We start from the raw sequence: 16,830 nt of genomic DNA on the forward strand, positions 1-16,830 counted from the left end.
ACGCTTCCCCCGTCTTTTGCGTCTCTCGTCTGTGCACCGTTCCGTTTGCCTCACCGCTCGGGAATGACCGCCGCGAGCCGATCGACCAGCCGCTCGATCTCCCCGCTGTTTAACCGGTAGCTGGCCGGATTGGCAATCAGGCGCGACGTCACCTCGGCGATTCGTTCAAGCTCGACAAGCCCGTTTTCTTTCAACGTCCGCCCCGTGGAAACGATGTCCACAATCCGGTCGGCCAGGCCGATGAGCGGGGCGAGTTCAATCGATCCGTTCAGGCGGATGATTTCCACTTGCTCGCCTTGTTCGCGAAAATACGTTGAGGCGATGTTCGGATATTTCGTCGCCACCCTTGGGGCGATTTCATTCATCTTGACGCCGGGCAGCCCGGCGACGGCCAGATGGCAGCGGCTGATGCGCAAATCGAGCAGCTCATAGACGTTTCGTTCTTCCTCCATTAAAACGTCTTTCCCCGCTATGCCTAGATCGGCCACTCCGTGCTCCACATACGTCACCACATCCATCGGTTTCGCCAAAATAAAGCGCATTTGTTCCTCAGCGACATCAATGACGAGCTTGCGCGATTCGGCAAACTCCGGCGGCAGCGCATAGTCCGCTCGGCGCAGCAGCTCGACCGCCTCGTCAAAAATGCGTCCTTTCGGCATCGCAATCGTCAGCATCCCGTCTTCCTCCCTGCTTGTCGTCATGCGTCAGCGCCACGCTCTCGCTAACGCCCCTTCCGTCAAACCGCCATCCCTTTAAAGATTGCGGCACGCCCGTCCGCAGGCGCGAACCAGCGGGTTGAATGGCTGTTGTCCGCGTTCTCCCACGTCGTGACGCTCATTGCCCCTCGCGCCCGCTTCGGCCAAGCAAATAGACGATCGACCGATAGCGCTGGCTGTAGGCGTCAATATCGCGAATGCCGGCGATATGCTGCAAGACGACGCGGCGCCCTTCCGCCCGCTTCGCCTCGGCGAGCTCGACCGCCTCCGCCAACCGCTCTTGGCTGAACACGATGCACTCGATCTCCTCGCGCACATCCGTCTCGCCAACCGCCTCGATCAGCCGATCGACGCGCAGGCCAAACCCTGTCGCCGGCGCCGGGCGGGAAAACTTCGCCAGCAATTCATCATACCGCCCACCGTTGCCGATCGGGAATCCCACTTGCTCGGCGTACACTTCAAACAAAATGCCGGTGTAATAGCTCATATGGCTGACCAACGCCATATCGAGCTTCACCGCCTCGGCCACCCCATACGTCTCAAGCGCCGCAAACAGCGCGGCCACCTCATCGGCGGCTTGCTGCCCTTCCCCGCTCGAAGCCAGCGCTTTTGCCGCCTCGATCGCCTCGCGGCCGCCGCGCAGCGAAAGAAGATCCAACAGCCGCTTTTGATCGATCGACGAAAGCGGCAACGACTTCACATGCTCGCGATAGCCGACATAATTTTTTTCATATAAGAAGCGGCGCAGCACACTCGCCCGCTCTTCATTCCCTAAAATCTCCAAAAAGAGCGCATTGACATAACCGATATGGCCGATGGCCACCGAAAAGCGGCCGAGACCCACGCGCTTCAGCAGCGCCGCCATTAAGCTGATCACCTCGGCGTCGGCCGCCACCGTGCCATCGCCGATCAGCTCGACGCCGATCTGCTCAAACTCCGCCGGCCGCCCGCCTTCGCGCTGCTGCGCGCGAAACACGTTGGCGTTGTACGCCAACCGGAGCGGGTTGCCGTCCTCATACAGCCTTGACGCCGCCACGCGGGCGATCGGCGCCGTCATGTCGGGCCGCAGTACGAGCGTGTGCCCTTGCTGGTCCAAGAGCTTAAACAGCCGATGATCGGCGATCGCCGACGCCGCGCCGACCGTTTCATAATACTCAAGCGTCGGCGTTTCGATAAACTCATAGCCCCAGCGCTCGATTTCTTCCGCCATCACCGAGCGCACCTGCTTTTTCATTTCATATAAAAACGGCAGCGTATCGCGCATGCCTAACGGTTTCTCAAACATGAACAGCCTTTTTGCCATGTCCCCACGCCCTTTATCAAAATACTTTAGTTTGCTAATATGGTAGAGAAGTGAAGTTATTAGTAGTTTACTCCTTTGCGTCCACAGCGTCAAGAGGAAACGCGCCATCAACAACAAATCGGTTTGGAATCGGGATGACCGTGACCAATTCAGGCACATCATACAGCACATGCTCGGTAAGGAAAAACTGGGCAAGCGTCGAAAAGGGAGGCTTATCACTGTCCAACTCGATCGGCTGCAGTCGAAATGACTCTTCGTTTCGGTTCGGGTCGATTGGCGGTGGTTGGAAAAACGAACGTTGATACCACTTCATCATCATATTTGCATCCTTTTTACGTAAAATATAGATCAAAGGCTAGACTCAAGATACCCCATATTTCATTCTAAAAAATCAGTGTTGACGCGCCATGTCAACTTCGTGATGTCCTCCCGCATGACGGAGACAGCCATCAAGGACATCCATGCAGGGTGTTGTCGATCTCACACCAAAAGGCAGTGGCCATTCCAAACCAAATGCAGCCTATAAGCAAAATTCGCATTTTCAAACCTAAAAAAGCAAAGGACGGCGTTTTCAAATTAACAAGCGAACAAATGGACCTGATTGACGAAAAAATCTGTAGGATGTACACTAAACTTAGAGAAGATCCAGAAAACCGTTCTTGACACTTCTGTCAAATTTTCTTTTCATAAGATTCGGAAAACAAGCATACGATAAATAATGCCCTTTGAGTTCCTTGAACTCAAGTGCGGCCAAAAATATTTTTTAACTGAACGCCGCATGTGCGGTCCAAAAGGAAAAGCCGCCCCATTTGCGGGGCGGCTTTCTACGTGTTTCGCTGACTTTGCATCTTGTGAACTCTCCCTTATACACCTTCACCGAAAGTTGTTATTCCCATTCTCACCTAAACAGGTTAGACATGAAAAGCCCAATATCGTTTATCATATAGGCATGTACATGCGACGAGCCACACGCAAAAACAAAGACGGAACGACCGTAGCGTATCTCCAGCTTGCTCACAACGAATAGGATCCGAAGGCCAAATGGACGAAAGCGAAGGTGATGGGGATGGGAGGAATTTTGTTTGCCTAGTGATCGTCGAACTCAGGTAAACAATTCCCTCACTTTTTCTGGCCCCTCATTTTTCCAAACCAAAACCCGCCCCGTTCAATCGGAAGGCGGTTCGTTCGTGCGAACGATGCGCATCGGGCAGCCCGCGGCCACCGCCCCGGGCGGGACGAAATGATAAGCTATTCCTTGAATCTCAAGTTGTTTGTAAAACGTGATAAATCAACATTCCTTTCAATTGAAGGAATCGTGATCCGATATATGAGGTAACCAAATTGTCCCCCCAATGTGTTCAATATCACATCATCGACATCTACTGCTTTATAATGATAATTTAATATCAAAGAAATGAAAAACTGCATAGATTCAATCATGAATGAGCATAAACAAACAATGAAAGATACTCTTTTAAAGCTATTCACTCTATAAAATAAAAGTGGCAGATATATTCCTAGAGGAAGTAGCAACAAAAAGTTGCCCCCAATTTGTGCGAAACCTGTTCCAATTGAGTGTAACGATAATATTTTAATAATAGATAAAAAGGGAACGAAATTTATTGAGCTCTCGATATGACTTGCTTTTAAGTCATGTAACAACTCCTTTTGGAAGGGAATGGGGAACAAGGTAATACCAATAACAACAACAACATGGATGTAAAAAATAACAAAAATTAAACTTTTAGAAAATGGTATATTTTTATAATTTCGTCTAATAAGCAAAACAACTAAAGGAATAAAAAACAAGAAAACTATTGGGATATCGAAGGTTAACAAACAACTCCCCCCAAACATCGTTTTTTATTTTACTGCAGGGACGATCAAATGCTTTTTCCAGCAGACGAAAGATCAACTGGAGCTTATGCTATCGGATTCGCCACATTTGGGCGGTGAAACGGTATGGAGCAGTGGTGCTGTCCTCTTGCGTGTACAACATTGCCGAATCTCAACAAATCCTTTCCGCTGGACTGGAGCTTCTTCGGTCGCGGAAAGATTTCACGTCGTCGGGTTCATTGGTGACCGCGCAATGCAAAAGATTCCCATTGAACAGCTCCATGTCGCCAAAGGGATCCTATTAGTCTTTTTAATCGCAAAAATTATTGTAATAAAAAATGCTGATCTACAGTTATTTTATATATAATTTGGAACCAGACTGACTCTTAACATATGTGCCATCTGATGTTTTCCATAGTTTTATATAATAGTCGCCCTCTCCTACACTACTCCAAGTAATTGTTTTATTTCCAGAGCGGGGAGCTTTACTGGAGCCAATATAATCATCTGACCAAAATCCATCTCTATATAAGGCTACGTTGAATGTATCTGTAGTGTCAAAAGTATTATTACAATTGTAATCACGACACGCTACCGAGTAAAACACTCCCACTAAATCTTTACCACCTGTGAAACTTCTTGTTTGACCCGTTAAACCTGTTTCAAAAAAGTAAGATATAGAATAACTACTTCCTGCAGCCAAAGCTATTGTGGGCAACACTAATGATAAACTAAGTGCAATTGACGAAAATATTTTTTTCATAATACTCTCATCTCCTTTAAATCAATTTATTTCTATAAAAGGGAATATCTGCATAGATTGTAAAATAAAAAAAGAATAAAATCAACAATTTTTTGTTCTGCCACCTAAAGTTTCATATTTTCATCATTGATCCTATATAAATCCGACTGGAAGGTTTAACTTATAGGGGACAAAAAACAGACTCTCTGTTTTTTCGTTTCTTTCATTTTTTCCTATTCCAAAATGGAAAACCGCCCCCGTTCAATTGGAAGGCGGTTCATTCCGGCGGACGATGCGCATCGGGCAGCCGGCGACCATGGCCCCGGGCGGGACGTCTTGATGGACGACGGTGCCGGCGGCGACGACGGCGCGGTCGCCGATCACCACGCCGGGCAAAATGGTCGAGTTCGCGCCGATCATCACCTCATCGCCGATCACCACATCGCCGAGGCGGTATTCGTCCACTAAATATTCGTGGGCGAGAATCGTCGTGTTGTAGCCGATGACGCAGTTGCGGCCGATGCGGATTTTTTCCGGGAAGAGAATATCCGGCATGACCATAAAGGCGAGCGCCGTTTGCTCGCCGATCTTCATGCCGAGAAACGTGCGATACAGCCAGTTTTTCAGCGGCAAAAACGGCGTGTAGCGCCCGATTTGGATCACGATCACGTTTTTCAGCACTTTCCAAAACGAGACAGTGCGGTACAATTGCCAGAGCGAGTTCGCCCCGTGGACGGGGTATTTGGTCGTTCGTCTCACCGGGAGGGCGCTTCCTCCTTCCGTTCGTTGATGCCGACAATGGCCAGCAAATCGCTCATTTTTTCCAACATATAGTCCGGTTCATATTGTTCCAAATGGCCGCGGCCTTTAATCGCCCAGGCGACGCCGGCCGTTTTGACGCCGGCGTTTTTGCCGGCCAAAATGTCGTGGTAGTTGTCGCCGACCATCAGCGCTTCGTCCGGTTTCGACTGAAGCACCTCAAGCGCCTTATGAATCGGTTCGGGATCCGGCTTAGGGCGGCTGACGTCATCAAGACCGATGACACATGAGAAAAACGGCTCAAGCCGCGTTTTTCGCAAGCCCATGAGCGCCGTGTCATGCATTTTCGTCGTTACGACGCCAAGGCGAAATCCATGGCGGTGCAGCGTTTCGATCGTCTCATACACCGTGTCAAACTCGCGGATCAGTTCGTCATGGCGAGCGTGGTTGAACGTGCGATACGTCTTCACCATCTCCTCGACCCGTTCCGGATCGAGCGAGCTGAACGTCTCGTACAGCGACGGCCCGATGAACGGCAGCACGTCCTCACGCCCGTAGCGGCCCGGGTAGTACTTCTCCAGCGTATGCAAAAACGACTGGATGATCAGCTCATTCGTATCAATCAACGTTCCGTCAAGGTCAAATAAAATCGTGCGAATCGTCATGATGCGGCTTCCTTTCTCATCGGGTGTTCAAAACGGCGCCAAAGGAACGCCACCGCCATCGTCAACAGCACAGCCGTAACGAGGCGAATGACCAACAACGGCCAGACCGGGATGCCAAGCGGAACGAAAATGAGCGTGTCTTCGACAACCGCATGGCAAGAAACGAGAAAAATAAACGCCAACGTCAAATCGCGCTTCGAGACGCCGTCTTCTTTCGCCGCCTGAATCATCACCCCCGCCCCATAAGCGAGGCCGAACACAAAACCGGCCGCGAGCGTGAGCGACGTGTTCGGGCTCATGCCAAGCATCTTGGTCACCGGCGCCATCCAGCGCGAAAACGTCTCAATCCAGTGGCGTTCTTTCAATACTTGAATGATCGTCATTAGCGGAATGACAATCGCGACCAGCTGCACGATGCCGGTGGCCGCTTTTTTCAGCGCCGCCAAGATGATGTCCCCCCATCCGGACGGCGGGGCGGCTTCAGGCGAGACAAACCCATATTGAGCGAGTTCCTGCCCCCCGTCCCATAAATGGGCGATCAGCAACCCGGATACAACGGCCAAGCCAATGCGCACGGCGAGCATGAGCCAAACACTCATTCCCGTGCGCGAGGCGACGGAAGACTCGACGATCAAGTTGTGAGAAAAGGAAAGCATGACAGCGAGAATGAGCACTTCTTTCACTGTAAACTCGATCGTCAGCATCGCCCCGATCGCGGCGTACAGCCCGAGCAGATTGCCGAGCACCAGCGGCACGGCCGCATCGCCGGATAAGCCGAACCATTTCATCAGGGGAGTGACAAGGTCGATCAGCCATGAAAATAAAGGCGTCGGCTGCAACAACGCCAGAACGAGCGTCACCGGAAAAATGATTTTGCCAAGCGCCCATGACGTCTTCAGCCCGGCGATGACGCCGCGCTGCAATGTTCCCACCATATCTCCTCTCTCCTTCGCTTGTCTTCATGCCGCCGTGCGGCCTTTTCGCCGCACGCCGCCTCTCTTTTTCCTACTCATCCGCCAACGGATCAGGACGGCTATTCGTCTTGATACCTTGCTTTGGCCCATCCTTTCGCCCGGCGCACGATCCACAGCACGATCGACAGCACGATCAACGTCACGGATACGACTTGGGCCGCGCGCAGACTGCCGGCCAGCATCAAGCTGTCGGTGCGCATCCCTTCAACCCAGAAACGGCCAACCGAATACCAAATTAAATAGGACAAAAACAGCTCGCCGCGCCGCAAATTGACGCGCCGCAGCCAAAGAAGCAAGAAAAAGCCGGCGAGGTTCCAAAGCGACTCATACAAAAAGGTCGGATGCCAATAACGGCCGTCAATATACATTTGATTGATGATCCAATCGGGCAAATGCAAGTTTTCCAAAAACGCGCGCGACACCGGACCGCCGTGCGCCTCCTGATTCATAAAGTTGCCCCAGCGCCCGATCGCCTGCCCTAAAATGATGCTCGGGGCGGCAATATCAGCAAGCTTCCAAAACGACAGCCCGCGCACGCGGGCGAACACCGCGCCGGTCGCCACGGCCCCGATCAGCCCTCCGTGAATGGCAAGGCCTCCTTCCCAGATTTTCGGAATCTCAGAAAGATGCTGTGAATAATAGTTCCATTCAAACAGCACGTAGTACGTCCGCGCGCAGACAATGGCGATCGGCACAGCAAACAGCACCAAATCGACAAACGTCTCTTTCGGCAAGCCGCGCCGCACCCCTTCGCGCGTCGCGAGCCACAGCCCGATCAAAACGCCGGTGCCGATAATGACGCCATACCAATATATTGTAATCGGACCAAGGTGCAAAAACACGCGGTCAAGCGGCTGAATCGCAGACTCCATCTTTCCCACCTCCTATGGTGCGTATCAGGCAAGGACGAATGCCGCGCTCAGGATGCCTCCAATGCACACGAAGGCGGCTTAAATCACGGGGAACGCCGTTGTCTCCCGCCACCCGCCTCCTGTTCGCGGCCCGCCGTTAATCGTAATCGGGCGCTCCTTCCTCGATGGCATCGCTCAAGCGCGCCGAAAACTCCTCAGCGGCGTTGACGCCCATGCGTTTTAACCGGAAGTTCATCGCCGCCACTTCCACGATGACGGCCAGGTTGCGTCCGGGGCGGACCGGAATGGTGAGTTTCGGCAGTTCGGTATCCAATATTTTCACTTTTTCTTCCTCGAGCCCGAGCCGGTCGTACTGCTTTTCCGGATCCCACAGCTCCAAATCGATGACGAGCGAGATGCGCTTATGCGTCCGCACCGCTCCAGCGCCGAACAGCGTCATCATATTGATGATGCCAAGCCCGCGAATTTCCAGCAAATGCTCGATCAATTCGGGCGCGCTGCCGACCAATGTGTCCTCGTCTTCTTGGCGGATTTCCACGCAATCGTCGGCGACCAATCGGTGGCCGCGCTTCACGAGCTCCAGCGCCGTCTCGCTCTTGCCGACGCCGCTTTTGCCCGTGATCAATACACCGACCCCATACACATCGACCAGCACTCCATGCACCGCGGTCGTAGGCGCGAGCTTGCTTTCCAAATAGTTCGTCAATCGGCTCGAGAGCCGGGTCGTTTTCATCGTTGAACGCATCACCGGCACCGACTGGCGCTCCGATGCTTCGATCAACTCCGGCGGGACTTCAAGCCCGCGCGAAACGATGATCCCCGGCGTAATGTCGGTGCAAAGCCGCTCCATCCGCGACCGTTTTTCTTCCGGCGTCAACGTTTCATAAAACGACAGCTCGGTCCGCCCAAGCAGCTGCAAGCGCTCCGCTGGATAATAGGCGAAATAACCGGCCATCTCGATCCCCGGCCGCGACAAGTCGCTCGTCGTAATCGGGCGGTAAATGCCCTCGGCGCCGCTGACGAGCTCGAGCTGGAACTGTTCGATGATGTCTTTCGTCCGCACTTTTGGCATACTCGGCCTTTCTCCCCTTTCCTCATCTTTTTCCATTGTAGCACGTTTCGTTTCGTCATTGAATGGAAAACATTCGAGGAAACAAAACCGGGACGGCTTCTCCCGTCCCGATCCAGCAAACCCCATCGAACCGAAACGATGACCAACGCATCGCTTCTCCCATGCGCGCGCCATTCCGCGCCTCCGTCGTTTCACGCCGCGGCGGAAAACGACGGCGCCCCTTTCCATAGATCGCGCTTCCGTTACGAACGGTTGCGCAGCGGCTCAATAATCGCCTTCTGCACAAGCAAGTGGAAAAACGACAACACGATCGATGCGAGCAGCGCGGTGCCAAAGCCGCCGATTTGAAACGCCTCTCCCATCAATCCGGCGGTCATCATGAGCGTGATGGCGTTAATGACAAACAGAAACAGCCCGAGCGTCAAAATGGTCACCGGCAGGGTCAATAAAATGAGCACTGGGCGGACGACGGCGTTAAGCACCGCCAAAATGAGGCTGGCCACAAACGCCGCCCCCACCCCGCTGAAATGAATGCTGTCAAAATAGCCATCAATCGCCATTAACAACACCGTATTCACGACGACTCCGATCAGCCAATTGAGCATTGCATCACCATCTTTTCTGTAATCTTCCGCCTCGAAACGCCATCCTCGACATATCTTGCCTCGAACCGATGGCAATCAGTCATCATGTTCTTTCAGCGGCGCTGTTGTTTTCTATTTTAACACTTGAATCCCCTTAATGACATTCCAAATCACAACGACAAGGTTCACCACCCCCGCCACAAGGAAGCCAAGCCATGCCAGCCCGCCGCCGACAAAAAGCGATTCCTCACCCCAATGGCCGAACAGCACCGGCGACGCGGCCAACGCAATGAACAAGAGAATCGTGGCGGCCGGAATCAAATGCGACACGAGCGACCGCTTCGCATGGCGTTTCACTTCCACATCCTCAACGACAAAATAGACGACAATCGGCAAAATGAACGGTGCGAAAAAAACGCTGAAATAACAAAGCGCGGACAACACTTTGTTCGTCGACAAGCGAAAATCCCCTTTCCAAAGGTCTTTTACCTTGTATATACGACCACGGCTTGGAAAAGTTTCCTTCTTTTCCTTCTCAAAAGAGGCCGACTCCCAGTATGCCAAAGCGGCAAAGGCCTTTACGCCTTTGCCGCCTCATACCGCGCCTGCATGCGCGCCCGGTCGCGCTCGAGAATCGGTTTTAAGTAGCGGCCGGTGTGCGACTCCTCCACCTCGGCCACCTCTTCCGGCGTTCCGACGGCGACGATCTGTCCGCCGCGGTCGCCGCCTTCCGGGCCTAGGTCAATGATGTAATCGGCCGTTTTAATGACGTCCAAGTTGTGTTCGATGACGAGCACCGTATCGCCGTTGTCCACCAGCCGATGAAGCACATCAAGCAGCCGGGCGATGTCGTCGACGTGCAGCCCGGTCGTCGGCTCGTCCAAAATGTAGAGCGTTCGGCCGTTGGAGCGGCGGTGCAGCTCGGCAGCGAGCTTGACGCGCTGCGCCTCGCCGCCGGAGAGCGTCGTCGCCGGCTGGCCAAGCTTCATATAGCCGAGGCCGACATCATACAGCGTCTCGAGCTTGCGTTTGATTTTCGGGATCGAAGCGAAAAAGTCCAGCGCATCTTCGACCGTCATGTCCAGCACGTCGGCGATGTTTTTTCCTTTATACGTCACCTCAAGCGTTTCGCGGTTGTACCGTTTGCCGTGGCACACTTCGCACGGGACATACACGTCCGGCAAAAAGTGCATTTCAATTTTGATGATCCCATCGCCATGACACGCCTCGCAGCGCCCACCTTTGACATTGAAGCTGAACCGCCCTTTTTTGTAGCCGCGTACTTTTGCTTCGTTCGTTGCGGCAAACACGTCGCGGATGTCATCAAACACCCCGGTGTACGTCGCCGGATTCGACCTTGGGGTGCGGCCGATTGGCGACTGGTCGATGTCAATCACTTTCTCAAGATGCTCAAGCCCGCGAATGTCGCGGTGCTCACCCGGCTTCTCTTTTGCCCGATGCAGCTTTTGCGCCAACGCCTTATAGAGCACTTCGTTCACAAGCGTGCTTTTGCCCGAACCCGACACCCCGGTGACGGCGACGAACGTACCGAGCGGAATGCTCACCGATACGTTTTTCAAGTTGTGCTCGCGGGCGCCGATGACCTCGAGCCACCGCCCGTCCGGCTGCCGCCGTTCGGCCGGGAGCGGGATGAATTTTTTCCCGGATAAATATTGGCCAGTGAGCGAGTTCGGATCATTCATCACCTCTTCCGGCGTGCCGGCCGCGACAACCTCGCCGCCGTGGATGCCCGCCCCCGGGCCGATGTCAATCAAATAGTCCGCAGCCAGCATCGTATCTTCGTCATGTTCGACGACAATGAGCGTATTGCCGAGGTCGCGCATGCTTTTCAGCGTCGCGATCAGCCGGTCGTTGTCGCGCTGATGCAGGCCAATCGACGGCTCGTCGAGCACATACAAGACGCCGGTCAAACGCGAGCCGATTTGCGTCGCCAAGCGGATGCGCTGCGCCTCGCCGCCAGAAAGCGTTCCCGCCGAGCGGCTCAGCGTCAAATAGTCGAGGCCGACGTTTTGCAAAAAGCCGAGCCGGTCGCGAATTTCACGCAAAATGAGGCGGGCGATTTGCGCTTCTTTTTCCGTCAGTTCCAGTCCGTCAAAAAAGGCGAGCGCCTCGGTCACCGACATGGCGGTGACCTCGCCGATATGCTTGCCGCCGACCAAGACGGCGAGGCTTTCTTTTTTCAGCCGGTAGCCTTGGCACGTCGGGCACGGCTGTTCGGCCATATACTTTTCCATCTGCTCGCGGATGTAATCGGAGCTTGTTTCGCGGTAGCGGCGTTCGATGTTGCGCAAAACCCCTTCAAACTCGATGTACTGTTCACGCACTTGGCCGAAATCGTTCGTATAACGAAAATGAATTACTTCCCCGCCGCTGCCGTACAAAATTTTATCGAGCTGCTCTTTTGGCAAATCCTTCACCGGCACGTCCATCGGGATGCCGTAATGGCGGCACACGGCTTCGAGCAGCTGCGGGTAATATTGCGAGCTTTGCGGCTCCCACGGAGCGATGGCGTGCTCTTTTAACGTCAGCTCCTCGTTCGGGATGACCAAATCGAGATCCACTTCGAGCTTCGCCCCGAGCCCGTCGCAGTCCGGACAGGCGCCAAACGGGCTGTTGAACGAGAACAGGCGCGGCTCAAGCTCCCCGATCGAAAAGCCGCAATACGGGCAGGCGTGCTTTTCGCTGAACAAGAGCTCTCCTTCGCCGATCACATCGACGATGACTTTGCCGTCGGCGAGCTTCAGCGCTGTCTCCAGCGAGTCAGCGAGCCTTGCTGCGATGCCGTCTTTCATCACAATCCGGTCGACGACGACCTCAATCGAATGCTTTTTGTTTTTTTTCAGTTCGATGTCTTCCGTTAACTCACGCATCTCGCCGTCAATGCGGACGCGCACATACCCTTGTTTGCGAATATCCTCCAATGTCTTGGCGTGCGTCCCTTTTCGACCCGAGACGATCGGCGCCAAAATTTGCATTTTCGTCCGCTCCGGGTACGCGAGCAGCCGGTCGACCATTTGCTCAATCGTCTGCGATTGAATTTCGATGCCGTGTGTCGGGCAAACCGGGCGGCCGATGCGAGCGAACAGCAACCGCAAGTAGTCGTAAATTTCCGTCACCGTGCCGACCGTGGAACGCGGGTTGCGGCTCGTCGTTTTTTGATCGATCGAAATGGCCGGCGACAGCCCCTCGATCGCATCGACATCCGGCTTGTCCATCTGCCCTAAAAACTGGCGGGCGTACGCCGACAACGATTCGACGTAGCGCCGCTGGCCTTCCGCGTAAATCGTATCAAACGCCAGCGACGACTTTCCCGACCCGGACAGCCCGGTCAACACAACGAGCTTGCCGCGCGGAATTTCGACGTCAATGTTTTTCAAGTTGTGGGCGCGCGCCCCTTTGACAATGATTTTATCCATTCCGTTCACCCGGCCATCACCCTTCCGCTTTCAATTCGAAAATAATATCGCGCAGTTGGGCGGCCCGCTCGAAGTCGAGCGCTTTGGCCGCCTCTTTCATTTCCGCTTCGAGCGTTCGAATCAGCTCTTCCCGCTCTTGTTTCGTCATCGTCGCCGCTGGCTTCGCCTCGTACGTCTCCGTCTCTTCCGCCGCATACGTCGCGCGGATGACGTCGCGAATCTCCTTTTTCACCGTGCGCGGCACGATGCCGTGCTTCCGATTGTACTCTTCCTGAATCGTGCGGCGCCGCTTCGTTTCTTGAATGGCGATTTCCATCGATTTCGTGACCGCATCGGCATACATAATCACGTGGCCGTTCGCGTTGCGCGCCGCGCGGCCGATCGTCTGGATGAGCGAACGCTCCGAGCGCAAAAACCCTTCTTTGTCGGCGTCCAAAATGGCGACAAGCGACACTTCCGGAATGTCCAATCCTTCCCGCAGCAAGTTGATGCCAACAAGCACATCGTATTTGCCGAGCCGCAAGTCGCGGATGATTTCAATGCGCTCCAGCGTTTTAATTTCCGAATGCAAGTAAGCGACTTTGATGCCGGCTTCTTTCAAATAATCGGTCAAATCTTCGGCCATTTTTTTCGTCAACGTTGTGACCAACGTCCGCTCGTTCCGCTCGACACGCTCGCGAATTTCGCCGATCAAATCGTCGATTTGCCCTTTCGTCGGACGGACGTCGATCGTCGGATCCAACAGCCCGGTCGGGCGGATGATTTGTTCGACAACGCCCGGGCTGTGTTCGAGCTCATACGGCCCCGGCGTCGCTGAGACATAAATAATTTGATTGATTTTTTGCTCGAACTCTTCAAACGTGAGCGGCCGGTTGTCAAGCGCCGACGGCAGGCGAAAGCCGTGGTCGACGAGCACTTGCTTGCGCGCCCGGTCGCCGTTGTACATGCCGCGCAACTGCGGCAAGGTGACGTGCGACTCATCAACGATGATCAAAAAATCGTCCGGAAAATAGTCAAGCAAGGTGTACGGCGTCGAGCCCGGCGGCCGCAGCGCCAAATGGCGCGAGTAGTTTTCGATGCCGGAACAAAAGCCCATCTCGCGCATCATTTCAAGATCATAGCGCGTTCGCTGCTCGAGCCGCTGCGCCTCCAAGAGCTTCCCTTGCGCGCGCAGTTCGGCGAGCCGCTCCTCGAGCTCTTGTTCGATGTTTTGAATGGCGAGCCGCATTTTCTCCTCGCGCGTGACAAAGTGCGACGCCGGGAAAATGGCGACATGCTCACGCTCGCCGAGCACCTCGCCGGTCAAGGCGTCCACCTCGCGGATGCGGTCGATTTCATCGCCGAAAAATTCGACGCGAATGCAATGTTCATCGCGCGACGCGGGGAAAATTTCGACGACATCGCCGCGGACGCGGAACGTGCCGCGCCGAAAATCGATGTCATTGCGATCGTATTGGATGTCAACGAGCCGCCGCAGCAACGCGTTGCGCTCGATTTCCATCCCGACGCGCAATGAAACGACGAGCTCCCGGTATTCTTCCGGCGACCCTAAACCGTAAATGCACGACACGCTGGCGACGATGATGACGTCCCGGCGCTCAAACAAAGCCGATGTCGCCGAGTGCCGCAATTTGTCGATTTCATCGTTGATTTTCGCGTCTTTTTCAATGTACGTATCCGTCTGCGGCACGTACGCTTCCGGCTGATAGTAATCGTAATAGCTGACAAAATATTCGACGGCGTTGTGCGGGAAAAATTCTTTCAGCTCGCTGTACAATTGGCCAGCGAGCGTTTTGTTGTGGGCGATGACGAGCGTTGGTTTGTTGACTTGGGCAATCACGTTGGAGATCGTAAACGTTTTGCCCGTCCCCGTCGCCCCAAGCAGCGTTTGATGCTTCACTCCGCGCCGCAAACCGTCAACGAGCTTGGCGATCGCCTGTGGCTGATCGCCTTGCGGTTCATACGGCGACACTAATTGAAAACGGCCCTCCACCGTTTCGCCTCCTCCTTCGTACCATCTTTCCCCATTGTATCACATCGCGGCCATGCATGCACGAAAAACGCGAACTCATATTCGTACCAGCCTGCACAGTGATTTCCATTCACTAGACGCAAAAAAGCGGACCCATTCCTGCCAAAGGTCCGCTTCTTTTTCTTGTTTCAAACGCGACAAATGGAACAAGGCGCTGTCTTCCCTTCATGAAAACAGACAGCGCCACCTGTTGGGGACGTGCGGCATCTGTTTGGCGCAAACGGACGGCCGGACGAACAAGCATCGCCTATTGCTTTTGTTTCAAGCGGTCGAGCATGCCGCCGGCCCAAAGAAAGCCGGCGATCGTCGAGGCGATGTCAGCGACGATTTCATGCAGCTCGTCCGTATAACCTTTAAAATAAGACGCGACAAGCAGCGCAGCGGTCAACAGCACAGCGATGTACCGATTGTACGTCACCCGCGCAAACAACAACACCAATAGGCACGGAATGATGAGTGCCGCCAAAAACCACATAGCCCATTCTCCTTTACGAAACAGCTTCTGACGCTGATGCGTTCCGATCATGGACGAACAGCAGCCCAAGTTCATGATGCTCATCCTCATAGAGCGCCCCTTGGACGAAGCGGACTTCGCCGTTATGTCCGACGACATCCAGTTTGCAAAACGCGCGGTTGCGTTGGAGCGCCTCGTAAAACTCCGTTTCGGTCCGCACCGGGACGCCGTTTGTTTTGATGATGACTTCCCCGATCGAAAGCCCCATTTTTTCCGCTTTCGAGCCAGGAAGCACGCCGACAATCACTAAGCCGTGCGGATGGCGGGCAAAGCGGGGCGGACGGGCGCGGTCGGCGCGATGCCCGGAAAACGCGATCCATTCACGGCCGATGATGGCCATAGCCCCCGCCGCCACCGCCAACGGTGGATACCATAGGCCGGAAGCGGCCGATAGGGCAACCACGAACGCCAGCCGAACAACGCGCCGCCCCTCCGTATGCGCCGCCTCCGCCGGCAAGGTGTGCTGGCGGCGCTGGGAAAAGCCAAGAAGAAACGGCACGAGCCAAAATGAATAGCTGTCGCCAGACGAAACGAACGGCCACCAGGAAGCCGGCGGCAGCGCTCCGCCTGATACAGGCAACACAACCGGCACAAACCAAAGCCGCTGCGTCCATTGCAAACCGATCGTCATCCCCCGCTTGCTTTTCGCAAGCTGCGGCGAGGCCGCCTCGTTTCGCGTACGAATGATGAGCCATCCTTCCGAAAGCAAGAGCAATGCAAGCCACACCGCCAAAGCCGGCGCCGCCGCCATGCCATCAGGAAGCCAGCGGGACAACACGCCGCTTCGCTCCGCCAAGCCGAACGCGAGAAGTGCGCCGCCTGCCGTATACGCCGCTGACAACAACCGCGCTTCCATCGTCAAACTCAAGAGCACCGTCAGCACCGTCACCGCCCAAACCGCTTCCTGCGGCACCGCGATCCCGATGCCGACGGCCGCCGCCGACAACACCAGCCCAATCGTCCATCCTTTTGTCCAAAGCCCGCGCCATTCGTTCCATAGGTTGTAGACGCGCACATGAAAATCACGGCGTTCCCGCTTCACCCGCCGCCAACCGACGGCCAAAGCGAGCACGGCGCCATAATAAAGAAGCGGCTGCCGCCAAACCGAAGCAATGCCCTCAAGCCATTCCAGCCACCATGTTGCCATCGGCTTCACCCCTTGCGTCGTTCATCATTCTTTACCTTCTATTCTACCAAATGGCATGGCCATTTCCCATGCCTGGAGCCATCTTTTTTCGTCAATGGCGAATCTTCGCTGTTTTTCACTTTCTTTGCCGAATCAGCACTAGTTTTGTCGGCAAGGGAGGATTTTCAAGGAACAGAG

General features: G+C 54.6%; 16 protein-coding genes. All 16 read right to left on the bottom strand.

Translation table 11 applies throughout. From position 1 onward, the window contains the following. Nucleotides 1-50: 50 nt before the first annotated feature. On the bottom strand, nucleotides 51-674 hold the full coding sequence (gene hisG, locus ETC05_RS14180; RefSeq protein ID WP_031407118.1) for an ATP phosphoribosyltransferase: 624 nt from the start codon (nucleotides 672-674) through the stop codon (nucleotides 51-53). Nucleotides 675-834: 160 nt separating this feature from the next. Beyond that, nucleotides 835-2,019 carry an ATP phosphoribosyltransferase regulatory subunit gene (locus ETC05_RS14185; RefSeq protein ID WP_171661297.1) on the bottom strand — a complete coding sequence of 395 codons (1,185 nt, stop codon included), beginning with the start codon at nucleotides 2,017-2,019 and terminating at the stop codon, nucleotides 835-837. A gap of 67 nt (nucleotides 2,020-2,086) precedes the next feature. Next, complete coding sequence (locus ETC05_RS14190) at nucleotides 2,087-2,335, bottom strand: hypothetical protein (RefSeq protein WP_031407114.1); 249 nt, start codon at nucleotides 2,333-2,335, stop codon at nucleotides 2,087-2,089. Between the two features lie 932 nt (nucleotides 2,336-3,267). Continuing rightward, complete coding sequence (locus ETC05_RS14195; RefSeq protein WP_227456669.1) at nucleotides 3,268-3,876, bottom strand: VanZ family protein; 609 nt, start codon at nucleotides 3,874-3,876, stop codon at nucleotides 3,268-3,270. A gap of 331 nt (nucleotides 3,877-4,207) precedes the next feature. After that, the gene (locus ETC05_RS14200; RefSeq protein ID WP_171661298.1) at nucleotides 4,208-4,618 is read right to left on the bottom strand and encodes a hypothetical protein; all 411 of its coding nucleotides are present in this window, start codon (nucleotides 4,616-4,618) and stop codon (nucleotides 4,208-4,210) included. A 240-nt stretch (nucleotides 4,619-4,858) separates the two neighbouring features. Further along, the gene (locus ETC05_RS14205) at nucleotides 4,859-5,356 is read right to left on the bottom strand and encodes an acyltransferase (protein ID WP_171661299.1); all 498 of its coding nucleotides are present in this window, start codon (nucleotides 5,354-5,356) and stop codon (nucleotides 4,859-4,861) included. Beyond that, nucleotides 5,353-6,021 carry a pyrophosphatase PpaX gene (ppaX, locus tag ETC05_RS14210; RefSeq protein ID WP_171661300.1) on the bottom strand — a complete coding sequence of 223 codons (669 nt, stop codon included), beginning with the start codon at nucleotides 6,019-6,021 and terminating at the stop codon, nucleotides 5,353-5,355. Before ppaX ends, ETC05_RS14205 begins: the two co-directional genes overlap by 4 nt. Continuing rightward, entirely contained in the window at nucleotides 6,018-6,956 is a 939-nt protein-coding gene (locus ETC05_RS14215) for a nucleoside recognition domain-containing protein (protein ID WP_171661301.1), read from the bottom strand. Before ETC05_RS14215 ends, ppaX begins: the two co-directional genes overlap by 4 nt. Before the next feature lie 98 nt (nucleotides 6,957-7,054). Continuing rightward, nucleotides 7,055-7,867 (bottom strand): prolipoprotein diacylglyceryl transferase, encoded by an 813-nt coding sequence (lgt, locus tag ETC05_RS14220; RefSeq protein WP_171661302.1) that lies wholly within the window; start codon nucleotides 7,865-7,867, stop codon nucleotides 7,055-7,057. 136 nt (nucleotides 7,868-8,003) lie between these two features. Then, on the bottom strand, nucleotides 8,004-8,939 hold the full coding sequence (gene hprK, locus ETC05_RS14225) for an HPr(Ser) kinase/phosphatase (RefSeq protein WP_031407102.1): 936 nt from the start codon (nucleotides 8,937-8,939) through the stop codon (nucleotides 8,004-8,006). A gap of 242 nt (nucleotides 8,940-9,181) precedes the next feature. Beyond that, complete coding sequence (locus tag ETC05_RS14230) at nucleotides 9,182-9,544, bottom strand: phage holin family protein (RefSeq protein ID WP_031407098.1); 363 nt, start codon at nucleotides 9,542-9,544, stop codon at nucleotides 9,182-9,184. 111 nt (nucleotides 9,545-9,655) lie between these two features. Then, the gene (locus ETC05_RS14235) at nucleotides 9,656-9,982 is read right to left on the bottom strand and encodes a magnetosome magnetite crystal formation protein family (RefSeq protein WP_031407096.1); all 327 of its coding nucleotides are present in this window, start codon (nucleotides 9,980-9,982) and stop codon (nucleotides 9,656-9,658) included. Between the two features lie 119 nt (nucleotides 9,983-10,101). Continuing rightward, nucleotides 10,102-12,960, bottom strand: a complete 2,859-nt coding sequence (uvrA, locus tag ETC05_RS14240) for an excinuclease ABC subunit UvrA (RefSeq protein WP_171661324.1) — start codon at nucleotides 12,958-12,960, stop codon at nucleotides 10,102-10,104. Between the two features lie 16 nt (nucleotides 12,961-12,976). Beyond that, entirely contained in the window at nucleotides 12,977-14,953 is a 1,977-nt protein-coding gene (uvrB, locus tag ETC05_RS14245) for an excinuclease ABC subunit UvrB (protein WP_171661303.1), read from the bottom strand. 286 nt (nucleotides 14,954-15,239) lie between these two features. Further along, on the bottom strand, nucleotides 15,240-15,467 hold the full coding sequence (locus ETC05_RS14250) for a CsbA family protein (protein ID WP_031407091.1): 228 nt from the start codon (nucleotides 15,465-15,467) through the stop codon (nucleotides 15,240-15,242). A 13-nt stretch (nucleotides 15,468-15,480) separates the two neighbouring features. After that, on the bottom strand, nucleotides 15,481-16,653 hold the full coding sequence (locus ETC05_RS14255; protein WP_171661304.1) for a PDZ domain-containing protein: 1,173 nt from the start codon (nucleotides 16,651-16,653) through the stop codon (nucleotides 15,481-15,483). Nucleotides 16,654-16,830 lie beyond the last annotated feature (177 nt).

The organism is Geobacillus sp. BMUD (assembly GCF_013096845.1).
Taxonomy (GTDB): Bacteria; Bacillota; Bacilli; order Bacillales; family Anoxybacillaceae; genus Geobacillus; species Geobacillus vulcani.

Bases quoted from the DNA above. Each gene is read 5' to 3' on its own strand.
- hisG (WP_031407118.1), bottom strand. From the start codon at position 674: ATGCTGACGATTGCGATGCCGAAAGGACGCATTTTTGACGAGGCGGTC.
- ETC05_RS14185 (WP_171661297.1), bottom strand. From the start codon at position 2,019: ATGGCAAAAAGGCTGTTCATGTTTGAGAAACCGTTAGGCATGCGCGAT.
- ETC05_RS14190 (WP_031407114.1), bottom strand. From the start codon at position 2,335: ATGATGAAGTGGTATCAACGTTCGTTTTTCCAACCACCGCCAATCGAC.
- ETC05_RS14195 (WP_227456669.1), bottom strand. From the start codon at position 3,876: ATGTTTGGGGGGAGTTGTTTGTTAACCTTCGATATCCCAATAGTTTTC.
- ETC05_RS14200 (WP_171661298.1), bottom strand. From the start codon at position 4,618: ATGAAAAAAATATTTTCGTCAATTGCACTTAGTTTATCATTAGTGTTG.
- ppaX (WP_171661300.1), bottom strand. From the start codon at position 6,021: ATGACGATTCGCACGATTTTATTTGACCTTGACGGAACGTTGATTGAT.
- ETC05_RS14215 (WP_171661301.1), bottom strand. From the start codon at position 6,956: ATGGTGGGAACATTGCAGCGCGGCGTCATCGCCGGGCTGAAGACGTCA.
- lgt (WP_171661302.1), bottom strand. From the start codon at position 7,867: ATGGAGTCTGCGATTCAGCCGCTTGACCGCGTGTTTTTGCACCTTGGT.
- hprK (WP_031407102.1), bottom strand. From the start codon at position 8,939: ATGCCAAAAGTGCGGACGAAAGACATCATCGAACAGTTCCAGCTCGAG.
- ETC05_RS14230 (WP_031407098.1), bottom strand. From the start codon at position 9,544: ATGCTCAATTGGCTGATCGGAGTCGTCGTGAATACGGTGTTGTTAATG.
- uvrA (WP_171661324.1), bottom strand. From the start codon at position 12,960: ATGGATAAAATCATTGTCAAAGGGGCGCGCGCCCACAACTTGAAAAAC.
- ETC05_RS14250 (WP_031407091.1), bottom strand. From the start codon at position 15,467: ATGTGGTTTTTGGCGGCACTCATCATTCCGTGCCTATTGGTGTTGTTG.
- ETC05_RS14255 (WP_171661304.1), bottom strand. From the start codon at position 16,653: ATGGCAACATGGTGGCTGGAATGGCTTGAGGGCATTGCTTCGGTTTGG.